The 13,619-nt window shown below is 49.9% G+C and carries 8 protein-coding genes; all 8 read left to right on the top strand.

The features are described from left to right. The first annotated feature begins 31 nt into the window (after nt 1-31). On the top strand, nt 32-5,833 hold the full coding sequence (locus PHH49_04910; protein MDD5488285.1) for a beta-propeller fold lactonase family protein: 5,802 nt from the start codon (nt 32-34) through the stop codon (nt 5,831-5,833). Nucleotides 5,834-6,427: 594 nt separating this feature from the next. Beyond that, a complete protein-coding gene (locus tag PHH49_04905) occupies nt 6,428-7,564 on the top strand; it encodes a KamA family radical SAM protein (protein MDD5488284.1) in 1,137 nt (378 codons plus the stop codon). Nucleotides 7,565-7,579: 15 nt separating this feature from the next. Next, the gene (locus PHH49_04900) at nt 7,580-8,608 is read left to right on the top strand and encodes an ATP-grasp domain-containing protein (protein ID MDD5488283.1); all 1,029 of its coding nucleotides are present in this window, start codon (nt 7,580-7,582) and stop codon (nt 8,606-8,608) included. A gap of 29 nt (nt 8,609-8,637) precedes the next feature. After that, entirely contained in the window at nt 8,638-9,636 is a 999-nt protein-coding gene (locus PHH49_04895; protein MDD5488282.1) for a D-alanine--D-alanine ligase, read from the top strand. A gap of 46 nt (nt 9,637-9,682) precedes the next feature. Next, a complete protein-coding gene (locus tag PHH49_04890; protein MDD5488281.1) occupies nt 9,683-10,120 on the top strand; it encodes an N-acetyltransferase in 438 nt (145 codons plus the stop codon). A gap of 215 nt (nt 10,121-10,335) precedes the next feature. Next, nucleotides 10,336-10,758 carry an archease gene (locus PHH49_04885; protein ID MDD5488280.1) on the top strand — a complete coding sequence of 141 codons (423 nt, stop codon included), beginning with the start codon at nt 10,336-10,338 and terminating at the stop codon, nt 10,756-10,758. A 19-nt stretch (nt 10,759-10,777) separates the two neighbouring features. Further along, nucleotides 10,778-12,238 carry an RtcB family protein gene (locus PHH49_04880; protein MDD5488279.1) on the top strand — a complete coding sequence of 487 codons (1,461 nt, stop codon included), beginning with the start codon at nt 10,778-10,780 and terminating at the stop codon, nt 12,236-12,238. Nucleotides 12,239-12,328: 90 nt separating this feature from the next. Beyond that, on the top strand, nt 12,329-13,615 hold the full coding sequence (gene serS, locus PHH49_04875; protein MDD5488278.1) for a serine--tRNA ligase: 1,287 nt from the start codon (nt 12,329-12,331) through the stop codon (nt 13,613-13,615). The last annotated feature ends 4 nt before the right edge of the window (nt 13,616-13,619 follow it).

The following is a 13,619-nucleotide window of genomic DNA, read 5'->3' as shown; positions in this document are numbered from 1 at the left end:
TTACGGAAATAACATAGACGGGAGAACGGTCATGAGAAAATATCCAAAACATAATCTCTTAATAGCTTTAATGGTAGTCAGCGTAATGCTGATAACCAGTCTTGGATCGGCTGATAGTATTGACCTATTTAAAAGGTACAATTCAGGTTGGTACGGTCTATTCCAGGGGTTTTATTATACATATTTGTATCAGGAGTTAGGGCCAAAAACCCGGTCGGTCAATTATTATAATGACGCGGGAAGGATCGTGTGGTCTCCCAGATACGGGATCAGAGGCAAAGGTGGAACCAGGATAGTCTATCGCGCTGAAAATGGAAAGAGCATACGCGTAGTGGAATACGGTAATAATGGAAGACTTTCAAGTGAGTTTTATTATGATCTTGTGACCGGGTTTTATTCCATGATGGATAGCTATGATCATTTTGGGAAAAAGTGTAAACGGATAGAATTTAATGACAACGGCAAGCCTCGGAAGGTCACGTATTATAACACCTCGACGGGCAAGGCATCTTATAGCGAAAGATACCATGATAATGGTACCGTGAAAGACAGGACATATTATAGCGCGCATTCAGGACAGATGATCAAAAAAGAGTCTTTTAACGAGAAGGGACTCAAGACAAGTAAGATATATTTCAATTTCAAAGGTATACAGCGGATCAAGTTCACATATGACGGAAATACGGGGAAAAAACAAGATACCGAATATTACGATGATAACGGAGAAAGGAATTATCGCGTAGAGTATTACCCTTCGGGAAGAATAAGCGGCAAATATTATGATAAAGCGAACTCAAAAGGGCATTTAGGTTACGAATATTCGGATGAACCTTACAATGGCCATCAGCAGGGAAGGGTGATCAGGACCTTTCTCGCGGACGGTTCTGTCGAAAAGGTCATATCCTTCTGGGAAGGGTCGGATGTTCCCCGGATCGTGGAATTATATGATGCAAATGGAGCACTCATTAAGGATATGTATTATTCGCAGAACGGGGCCTTGATCAAGGAGGGATACTCCCGGGCATATGCGCCAACGGGATATACGGTCTATAAATACGCGAATGTTTCCGGCGCGACCCATGAGCCATTGCTGGAAAAGACGGAAAAAGACGGTGAAAGCGTAACATATTATTCCGATACGGGGTTTATCGAGAGTAGAACATTCTCGGCTCCCGATGAGAACGGGAACATCTATTACCATTATATCAATGAGGCCTCCGGCAGGATGGACAAATATGTCGCGCAAGAGGCGGATGCCGACGGGGCCGTCGCGTATGAGGTCGAATACGACGGGGCTACCGATAGGATCGTTTCGCGAACATCGTATGCCTATCACGGCGGGCAGATATTGACTAATGTGAACCTCGATATGGATGTCAGCATGGGGAACTTACCTTGTTACGTTGAGATAACGCCGGATTCACGGTTCGCGTATGTTACGAATTACGGGGCCAACACTATATCCAAGATCGATATGGCGACAAAACTAAAGGTAGGAGAGGATCTTGATGTCGGCCGGGACCCCGGGGACATAAAGATCAGCAGTGACGGGCGGTATGCGTACTATACGAGTTGCAGGGACGATTATATAGGAATAATAGATCTTGAGAACGACGAGGTCCTGGCGGAAACGATCCAGGTGGGCAGGTACCCCTGGGCCATGGAGTTGACGGGAGACGACAGATATTGCTATACGGTGGATTGGTTGGCCGGATCCGTGTCGGTAGTCGATCTTCAGGCGAAACAAAAGATAAAAACGATAGAAGTAGGATCGTCCCCATATCATATCAGGATCGATCCGTCCGGTGAATATGCCTATGTGACGAATGGAGGTAGCGACAGTGTGTCGGTGATCGATCTCAGCACCAATACTAAGCTCGCGGAAGATATTATCGTGGGGGACCGGCCCTGTCATAGCGCGATCACCCCGGACGGGGCTTATTTATACGTCGTGAACAACTATTCAGGTACGGTATCGGTGATAGATATTGCCAGCCGCACAAAACTGACAAATGATATTCCCGTGGGAGACGGGCCCGAAGGCATCGAGATCACGGCGGACGGGAAATACGCTTATGTGACGAATGGCGTCGGTGATAGCGTGTCCGTAATAGACCTGTCCACTAATACGAAACTTGTGCAGGACATACCCGTTGGCGATCTCCCGAAAGACCTGGTCATCTCTCCGGGTGACCAGCACGCTTATATCGTGAATTTCCTGGATGGTGACGTGTCTCTACTGGAACTTTTCAGCCCGACTGACAATGTGATCGACCCCGCTAATCCCGAGTTCAAGTACTTGAAAGCAACAACAACATATTGGAACGATACCGGAATGATGCGGTCCAAGACGTTAACGGGATCCGATGATAACAGGAACATATACTATCATTACATGAACGAGGACTGGCTTGGTTCGGGACAGGGCCGCGTTGATGTTTCGGCGAGGATATTCGCCGACAGTGAAGGGGCTATGGGGTATGTTTACGAGTATTATCCCGGCTCGGACCTCGTCAAACGGAAAAAACTGTACAGTAGCATAGATCATAGCGATCCGGAGCAGCCTGTTGTCGATGGACTGGTCAAGGCGTATGAATATTTCTACGATGCCGCGGGAACCCTGGTAAGGGAAAAGCAATATCTGGGGGGAGATGAAATGGGTATCGTCAGGGAATATATCGAGGGTGTGCTCTTGCCGGTCAAGGTCATAGATGATCAAAAAAACGCCGTATACAGGAAAGTGTTCGGGACTTCCGGCTCACCTTCACTCACCATGCGCTATTATGAAAGCGATCCGGACGGAAGTCCATGGGGATCATTTGTCTTTGGCGGGAACGGTGAAACGGTCTTTATTAAAGACGTAATATGCGGTACGCAGGTGACCAGGAGACTGATCTATGTGTATGACGGCGATCTCGATATAGAGACCGCTATCGACTGGGAAGCCGCGACCAACATGCTCGAGACAGGTGAAGAGATCACTACCGGTACGCTATATGAGGTATATCTCGATAACTTCAGCGTTTACGAGATCATTCCGCATTTCCCCTATGGCATGCCAGATCACGCCGGCCCCGAATATCCTTTTACGTATTATGATTCGGGAAGAGTACACACCAGGTTCGAGTGCGCTACAAAGGCAGGTGAGTTCACTAAGGCGGAGGAGGCTACGGAGATAACTTATGAGTATGCTGACGAAGCTTTTTACGCGGATAAAGAGGCTGGGCAGTTTTTAAGTGATCTTATTTACTATGCCGATGAGCCCAGCGATCTGAAGGATTTCCTTATCGGTGTGGATCCCGGGACATTGGGCATAAGAGAGCTTATCGCGTATATCAACGCTAACGCTTTGCCGGAAAACGGGTTTACCCAGGATGACGTAAAGGGGCTATTGATATCATTACCTTTATCGGAACCGTATGAGGCGCACGGACGTCTTATTAAAAAAACTTTCCCGGACGGGTCCTATACCGTTTTTGAGTACGACGGCGATACGGATACTTTGCTGGAAACCAGGACATACAGGATAGACGGCGCTCTTTTGGAAAAGCGTGTAGCCGCGGCCGGAGATAAGGAATTCATAGGCATGGGTAACCTGCCATGGATACGTTACGGGGAAGGGATCGGAGTAAGGTCGGTCGATGGCTGGCATAGCGGGTATTCGAGGGGACGAAGCGGATGGGAGAACCTTACGGGATATGAGGAACTGAGGGCGGGCCTTGAAAAGTGGAAAGACGGATATGTAAGGTTGTTCCTGTTCGCCGATATGAGGGCCGGCATGATGTTCGACGCTAACGGGTCTTTTACGGGGTTCACCGATTTCGTCATACAGGACATGGAGACGCTTTTGAATACGGCGAAAGAACTTAACATAAAACTTATCCCGACATTATTCGATTACAGGATGGCCGATGGCGTGGAAAGTGTTTCCGACCACGAGCACGTCGATCTTATAAAGGACGAGAACGCGACGGCTGTCTTGCTGGCTCATTTCGACTGGTTTTTCGACGAGGTCATGAAACTGGCCAATTATGACGCCATATACGCGTGGGATGTCATCAATGAGCCGGAGATCTCATGTGAAGGGCATTTGGGGGACATAACAGGCGTAACGATGGAAGAGATGCAGGTATTCGTGAGGAAATTCGTGACGATGATACACCAGAAAGATCCAGAAGCGCTGGTCACGGTAGGCAGTCTGACAAAATCCGAGATGATGAAGTACTGGGTCAGTTACGATAACGCTTGCGCCGACGGGGACCTGAGCGTGCTTGATCTTTATCAGTTCCATTATTATGACAGTTACAAGTACTGGCAGGGTGATAATACGGAGAGCCCCGATTATGACAAAGCGAGCCTCAACCTGTTCGGTTACAAGAACGATAAGATGCAGTATTTTTACTCTCCCAATTACCTGAAAGGGAAACCTGTTATAGGCGGGGAAATAGATCCGACGTATGTGACGAATAAACTTGATACACTGGCCGACCACGGATATGACGGGCTTCTTTTCTGGGATGATAAGGGTAACGCGCTTGACGCGATGGATTACCAGGCCCTGCAAGACTGGTTTTACGGGACAGTGTACACGTATTATCCGGATACAGGAGAGATAGAATCGGTCAGGGGGCCAGATCTTGATGATCCGGCTTATGTTTATTTTCACTACGATGAAGAGGGTAGAATAGACGTATCCATACTGAAAGCGGGCGATAAATATGGAGTGAAAGCGTATACGTATGAATACCATGAGGGTACGGACATAGTCAGCGTAAGAAAAGGATATCATACCGCTGAGTATAAGCTGGATACTTCCATACCCGTACTATCAAACCCTGTGGTGACCGAAACGTTCGATCAGGAAGGCCAGCTTCTGCCGGAAGAAACATCATGGGAGATAGTATATTACCCGGAATCCTGGTTCATGAAAGCGTATATAGAAGATCCGGATACTTCTATAAAGTACTATCTTGACGAGAACTGGGAGTTTCGTGGATATGGCAGGGAGTTAATGGAATATTATGACGGGATAGCGCATGTCTACAGTGTCATAGGCGATGAATATCAACGTTACGGGCAATGGGAATGGGAAAATATCGACGTAACGGATCCGCATAATCCCGTGTTCTCGGGGTTTTTAAGATACAACGGGGATTGGAACGGAAGCAGCACAGAATATTATAACCCGGAGGCGTCCGATAATGAAAAGCGCATGAAATCACGGACCATGCCGAAAGCAGATGTTTGCGGGATGGTCTATTACCATTACATCGACGAGGATATCGACCAGGCCTGGAATACACAGGGCGCGCCCAGGGCGGATGAAGCCCATCTTGAGGCAACGAACGCTAAGGGGGAGATCGCGTTCAAGTACGAATATTACGCGGATTCCATACAGCCGAGCAGGGTTTCTTCGTATTCCGCGACTTCATGTGCTTCGAATGAGCTTGTAGCGGTTTACGAGTATGATATGGCAGGGAAGATACTTGTTTCAACGATGTATGCGGAAGCCAATTCAAAAGGGGAACGCGCGCTTGAATTCGAGTATTATGAGGGTGAGGACGATGGGGCATTACACTTCGTGTACGCGTATTCCTCTACCGACAGGGATCCGGAGGATCTGTTGAGTATTTACGAATACGATACTGAAGGCGGGATCGTGGCCATATTCGAGAACGGTACGCTTGATCTTGCCGGGAAAGAGGATAGAAATGCTCCATCCGGAAGCGTCAGTGAGAGCGAGATCCTCTCCAAATATAACGCCATCCTTAAGAACCGGTCAACATTTACCGGCTATACGTTCAAGGGGGAAGAGTATATATGCGGTGAATAAATATCCGCCGGCACTGTGTTAGCCGGGCGGGATCTATAGGTTTTAGGCGAGGACGAGTGGGAATAAGCTTTAGATGTAAAGCCCCGAGTCCGACCGAGGCCGTAATGGCCGAGGAAGTGTCGAGAAGGGCGTGGACAATGAGACGAGTAGGAGCATTGTAGCCCTGAGCGACCAAGGCAAGCGAACACGAAATGTGCGAGCGGGTGCCGAGACCTCCGCGTCGAGGCGGCTCACCACTTTAAAAATTTTGCCCGAAGGGAGATTACCCGGGAGCCAGTGGCCATGTTTGTCGGGGGACTTAGGATGCTTATGGCCGGGTAAATATCTGTACTTGTACCCTACGGCCCATATTATTACAGTGCGCGTCCGGCCCATGACCGGCGCGGGGAGGCATGGCATAGACGTAAAGGAAGACACGGCCCCTGCAATAAAAAACGTGATTTCAATTGACAATAAGCCGTTTTGTTGTATATTCTTCAGTTGAATACATAAATAAAACGTGTCTAAGCAAAGGACATAGGCAAAATAACAATTTGCGCAAGTGAACCCCTTCATATCTTCGTGATCTGAGGGGTCTTTTTTTAGGAGGAGTCTATGGAAAAAGAAACAGGTTTGTGTCTGGCCGCGGAGATGGACGAGCCTCCCGGTACGTTATGCGAGGCCGCAACAAGTACGTGGCAGGATGAAGATGCGAACTCGATAAAGAATATTGATGACCTTTCCAGGAACATCCCATTACTTAAGGGCAGGAAAGAAACCCTGCGAAAAGTAGCGAAACTCTTCCATTTAAGGATACCGAAGTATTACCTTTCATTGATAAAGAACATAGAAGACACTAAAGATCCTATATATATGCAGTGTGTGCCATCGCCCGAAGAGATCAAATACTCGGAACATGACAAGATGGACCCGCTCGGAGAAGTTAAGACGGAAGCGACGAGGTACCTTATACACCGGTATCCCGACAGGGCCCTTTTGCTCGTGACGGGTAGATGTTTCATGTACTGCCGCCATTGTACCCGCAAAAGGTTATGGAGATGCGCCGTGGCCGAACCGTCACTTGAGGATATAGACGAGGCGCTGAATTATGTGCGTGAGAACGAACAGATAAGGGAAATAATAGTTTCAGGCGGGGATCCACTGACCTTATCTACGGAAAAGATCGAACATATACTTTCGGCCGTTTCAGCCATAAGCACCATAGAGGTAGTTCGCATCGGGACGAGGGCCCCGGTAGTGCTCCCTAACAGGATAGACTCTGAGCTTTGTGCTGTATTCTCGAAATATCCAAAACTATGGATCAACGTGCAGTTCAATCATCCGCGTGAAGTTACAGGGGAGGCCACCGAGGCGTGCCGGCGGATACAGATGACGGGTGTGCCCATGAGCAACCAATCCGTCCTTTTAAAGGGTATCAATGATGATCCGGGTGTGATGACGGAGCTTTGCCATAAACTCCAGAGTATACGGGTACGGCCATATTACCTGTTCCAGTGTGATCCCGTGGTAGGTGCCGCGCATTTCAGGACATCCGTGTTCAAGGGTATGGAAATAATGGATAGTATGAGAGGGCATACAAGCGGGATGTGCCTTCCGACGTTCGTTGTTGATGGGGTCGATGGTAAGGGGAAGATACCTATAGCGCCGAATTATATAGTCTCGGTAACGGACAAAAGCCTTTTTCTGCGCAATTACGCCAAAGAGGTGTTCGAATACCACAACCCGGCATAAAGGAACAGGGAAGAGATGAATATACGTTCTATCGGGATAGTCTATAACTTAAAGGACAAGACAAGAACGGACGATCTCCATGAAGAGTACGATGAGATAGAGACTATCCTGGCGATAAAAGATGAGATAGAGGCTCTTGGTTTTGAGGTCACCCTGTTCGACCAGAAGGAGGACCTGGCCTCAGAGCTTATTAGGAAGAGGCCGGATATGGTCTTCAATATCGCCGAAGGTATCGGGCACACAAGGTCCAGGGAATCCCAGGTGCCGTGTATCCTGGAAAGCCTGGATATCCCGTACACGGGATCGGACCCTATCGCACTTGGGATAACGCTTGATAAATACCTGACAAATGTGGTCCTTCACCAGGCTGGCGTACCTGTGCCTCGCGCATTCAGCGCCGGGGACCGGGAGGACATATCCCGGATAAGCCAGGCTATCGAGAAGGAGGGGTACTGGGTCATCAAGCCCAGATGGGAAGGCTCTTCCCGGGGCATTTTTGACGATTCTATCGCCTCGGGGCCCGTGGAACTGGTGGAAAAAGCCTCAAGGATACTTGGGCGATATGGACAACCTGTGCTTGTCGAGGAGTATATGCCGGGAAGTGAGATAACAGCCGCGGTCTCCGGGAATGACGTGCCGGAGCTTCTGGGCATGATGAAGATATCTCCCCGGGAAAACCGGGACAGATTCATATATTCCATAGAACAAAAGCGGGATTGGAAGAAAAAGATACTCTATGAAGGGGAGGACGCGGTGGCCGCTGAAGTGAGGAGGAAGATAGCGGAGTACGCGACCGCGGCTTTCAAGGCGTTATCTCTTAGGGATATAGCGCGTATAGATCTCAGGGTGGATGCCTTGGGTATCCCAAGGATAATAGATGTTAATCCGCTGCCGGGGCTATCCCCACATTACAGCGATCTTGTGATAATGATCCGTATGGCCGGCAGGAGTTACGGAGAGCTCATAAAAAGGATAGTGGAAGAAGCCCTTGCCCGTTATGGCGCGCGCATGACCGAGGTGAAACGTTCGGGTATCGTCGTGTGACCCCTGCCCCTGGATGTCGTAAGGTTACCATGAAAACAAAAAAAATAATGATATCCGCCGGAATAGACGAAGTGCCCAGAGAAGATACTCTGGACGCCCTGCGGTGCCGTAATTCGGTTAAAGGAGCCCTTGAGGCGCGGGGATATGCCGTATCTTATCTCGATGTCACACAGAAGGAGTTTTCACGCGATCCATATAAACTGGTCCGGGACATACGGGAATATGCCCCCGATCGCGTTTTCAACCTTTTCGAAGGTTTTTCCGATAATACTTTCCAGGAGATAGTGTTCGTGAAGATGCTGGAGGAGGAAAAGATACCGTTCACGGGTAACGGATCTGGCGCGCTTGAGGCGTGTCTTGACAAGGGGGGTGCCAAAAAGATATTGGCCGAACACGGGATAGATGTCCCCGAAGGAGTGGTCGTCAGGACATTTGGCGACCTGGGGACTTTTACCGGGGATCTTCCGGTGTTCATCAAACCGGTATCCGAGGACGCGAGCGTAGGCATAGACCGCATGTCACTGGCTTATAACGATGAAGAGATGGCAAGCTATGTCCTGGATAAATTGGAACGCTTCCCCGCCGGGCTTATGGTCGAGGAGTTCATACCCGGGATAGAGTTCAACGCCGGATTTACAGGGGAATACCCCTATGATGTTATCGGGGTATCGATGCTTGATTACGGCACTACCAAGGGACGCGGACAGTACCTGAATTTTTCGTCCAAATGGAAAGCGGATTCGCCGGAATATAAACGTCTTATGCCGGAAGTACTCCTTCCGGACGATAGAAAATGGAGGGATAAGGTCATTGAGGTCAGCCGGGAGGCGGCGAACGCTCTTGGATGCAGGGGATATTTCCGGGTAGACCTCAGGGAACGAGATGGGAAACTGTATGTTCTCGACGTTAATCCGAACCCGGATATAAATACTGACAGCGGGTTCGCGCGTCAAGGATATTCAAAAGGGCTCAAGTACGAGGATATTATAGAGGGCATATTAGGAGCGGGGCTTGTCCCCGGGAAATGAGACGCATATGATAGCTACTGTACCATGTTCGGAACAAATGGTTAAAATGGCCCACCAAACAGGGGTCTTCAGGGAAAAAGAGATAGTTGTCCTGGGAGAGATCATCTCGGACATGTTGACCGCCAAGGAAAGCGCTTACCGGGTCATAAGCGAAGAAGTAGATGGAAAACTCGTGGGATACCTGATATTCGGCCGTACCCCGCTTACGGACTTCGGATGGGATATATACTGGCTTGTTGTTGATAAGGCGCACCAGGGGACGGGACTAGGAAAGAAGCTATTGGCGAAAGCCGAAGAAAAAATGTTCAAAGAGGTCCCCCGGGCAATAATCAGGGTCGAAACATCTTCACGCAAAGAATATCTGTTGGCACGCAGGTTCTATGTTGGCCAGGGATTCCGCGAGGTCGGTCTTATCGACGATTTCTATTCTAACGATGACGGTATCGTTATCTATTCGAAAGATATAATAGCGCGCAAACCCTGATCAATGCCGTTTTTGTTCTGCAAGGTATCCCGGTCACTGTTTTCAAGACTGAACCAGTCCCTCGTTTTTAACGGGGACGACCGAAGACGCAATGTCTGAGGAAGTGTCGCGAAACCCCCTGAACGAACAGGCACATCAGCGGGAGCATAAGCTTTGGCAGTACCAGTCCCCATATTTCTATTTGTATACTCATTCGCGGGATTTATAATATATATATGAAGATGAAGCGATATGAACAGGTGGAGCATACCGCGGATCTGGCGGCCAGGGTATATGGCGGCAGCTTAAAGGGACTTTTTGAGAACGCGGCTTTTGCCATGTTTGACATGATGGGAAAGGGAGATATCCGGGGAGAGGAGTTCGCCCTGCCTATCGAGAGGGATGCCCCGGATACGGAAAGCCTGCTTATTTCCTGGCTGAATGAACTTCTATATAGATCCGTGAAAGAAAATGTTTTCTTTCACGGGTTTAGCGTGGAGATAACCGATGGCAACAGGATGAGGGCCTTAGCTGCCGGGGAAAAGTATCCAGCGACTGCTTCTGCGGTCCTCAAGGAGATAAAGGCCGCTACCTACCATGATCTGGAAATAATAAGGACATCGTCAGGATATGAGGCTACGATAGTTTTTGATGTTTGAATTAAGTATGGAAGGTCGTATGACGGGGAAACATGGGACGATAACCCTTGAACGCGTGGACGGGATAAGATGGCGGATCCCGTCCTCATATATGCCCGGCATGAAAGTGGAAGGCATCATATACTCGGACGAGAAGATGATGAAAGATATCGTCAGCGACAACGCGCTTCAACAAGTGGCTAACGCTGCTTGTCTCCCCGGGATAGTGCGCGCGTCAATGGCGATGCCGGATATACACTGGGGATACGGGTTGCCCATAGGCGGCGTGATCGCTACGGATATAGTTTCCGATGGAGTGGTGACGCCGGGAGGGGTGGGGTACGACATAAATTGCGGAGTACGCCTCCTTAGGACCTCTATCCCGGCCATGGACCTCAAGCCCAGGATAAAGGAGCTTATGGACGCTTTGTTCGGGTATGTCCCGGCGGGAGTCGGTTCCAGCGGTAAGATCAGGGTGGATCTTGCCAGGGAACAGGAAATACTTTTAAAAGGCGCGAAGTGGGCCGTGAAAAGGGGCTATGGATGGTCTGAGGACTTGGAATATTCGGAAGAGAACGGGGCCATTTGCGGAGCGGACCCATCGAAAGTCTCAACGAGGGCTTTTGAAAGAGGCAAGGACCAGCCCGGTACCCTGGGGTCAGGGAACCATTTCCTGGAGGTCCAGGTGGTCGAGGAGATATACGACACGGACGCAGCTCGCGCATTCGGACTGGAAAAAGGGCTTGTTACGGTCATGATCCATACGGGTAGCCGCGGTTTCGGACATCAGGTATGCGGTGACTATGTTGAAAGAATGATCAGGCTTACGAACCATACGGGCCTGCGTTTGCCCGACAGGCAGCTTGCTTGCGCTCCCGTGAAGAGCACCGAAGGTGAGGATTATCTTGGTGCCATGAGATGCGCGGCTAATTACGCGTGGTGTAACCGGCAGATACTTACACATCTCACCCGCGAGGTGTTCGAACGTGTGTTCGCTGACAGCGCGGAGAGGCTCGGGATGCACCTTGTCTATGATGTCGCCCATAACATCGCCAAGATAGAGAAGCATGTGGATAACGGCAGAGAGAAAGAGCTTTGCGTTCATCGTAAAGGCGCTACAAGGGCCCTGCCTCCGGGGCATGTGGACCTGCCCGGCAGGTATAAAGATACAGGCCAGCCGGTCCTGATCCCCGGGGACATGGGGAGGTGCTCTTTTGTCCTGTCTGGGAAAGAAGGAGCCTCGGAGACATTTTATTCCACTTGCCACGGAGCCGGACGCTTGATGTCCAGAACGGCCGCGAAAAAACACACAGCCGGTCGACATATAGCCAGGGAAATGGAGCAAAAAGGCGTTATTGTAAGATATGTCGGAAGGGATACATTGCACGAAGAGGTGCCGGAAGCGTATAAGGATGTCTCTGATGTCGTAGACGTGGTCACGGCCGCCGGGCTCTCCGGGAAAGTGGCTAAAATGAGGCCCCTGGGCGTAATAAAAGGATAAGGCTTGCCACTCCATGCGTCAGTATATATAATTACATAGGTGATATCACGACGTGCCTGTGTAGTACACGATACATCGAAAGGAAAGAACATGCTGGACCCGAAATTCATAAGAGAGAACAGGGATGTTATCCGTAAAGCCCTGGAGGACAGGAACGATCCTGTCGACAGGTTGGACCGCTTTTTCGTCCTGGACGAAGAGCGTAAAACCTATATAAAAGAGGTGGAGGATCTTAAATGCCGCAAGAACGCTTCTTCCAAGAAGATAGGGGAACTCATAAAGGCCGGGCAGGACGCGGAAGAGGCCAGAGCCGAGGTAAAAACGCTTACGGAAAAGATAACCGGGCTTGACGAAAAGCTTAAAGAGGTTGAGGAAGGATTTTCCGCGGTGCTGGCCATGATACCCAATGTGCCGCATGAAAGTGTTCCCATAGGTAAGAGTTCCGAGGATAATAAACTGGTGAAAGAGGTGGGAGATAAGCCTCTTTTCCGGTTCAAGCCACGGGATCATGTCGAGATCGGGAAGATGAACGGTCTTTTTGACCTTGAACGCGGAGCCAAGATCTCAGGCGCGGGTTTCCCCGTTTTCCGTGGACCGGGCGCGCGGCTTGAAAGAGCGCTTATAAACTTCATGCTGGATATCCATACTAAAGAGCACGGATATACGGAATTTTCCCCGCCTTTTATCGTTAACAAGGCTTCCATGTACGGAACGGGACAGCTGCCTAAGCTTGCCGAGGACATGTATAAACTCTCGGAAGAGGACATGTACCTTATCCCTACGGCGGAAGTACCCGTGACCAATCTTCATGCCGGGGAAGTTTTGGAGGAGACCAGCCTGCCCCTGTGCTATACGGCGTATACCCCGTGTTTCCGGAGGGAGGCCGGCTCCTATGGGAAGGACACGAAGGGGCTTATCCGCGTGCACCAGTTCGACAAGGTAGAGATGGTAAAGTTCACCACGCCGGAGACATCGATGGAAGAGCACGAGAAGCTTCTTGCCGACGCGGAAGATATTCTCCTCAGGCTCGACTTGCCTTACAGGGTGTTGGTCCTGTGTACGGGGGATATGAGCTTCGCGGCCCATAAATGTTATGATATAGAACTCTGGGCTCCGGGATCGGACAGATGGCTCGAGGTGTCCAGTTGTTCGGTATTCTCGGACTTCCAGGCCCGCCGCGCCAACATAAAGTACCAGCCTGATGACAGGACCGGGAAACCCCGGTTTGTGCATACGCTGAACGCTTCAGGTGTGGCCCTTCCACGGCTTGTTGTAGCGATACTTGAGATATACCAGCAGGAAGACGGCTCGGTACTTGTGCCCGAGGCGTTACGTCCATATTTTGGGAAAGACAAGATAGAACCGGGGATGGCTTGATAAT

Source organism: Candidatus Omnitrophota bacterium (assembly GCA_028715965.1).
In the GTDB taxonomy this organism is placed as follows: domain Bacteria; phylum Omnitrophota; class Gorgyraeia; order Tantalellales; family Tantalellaceae; genus JAQUQS01.
This window is presented reverse-complemented; position numbering and strand designations above follow the sequence as displayed.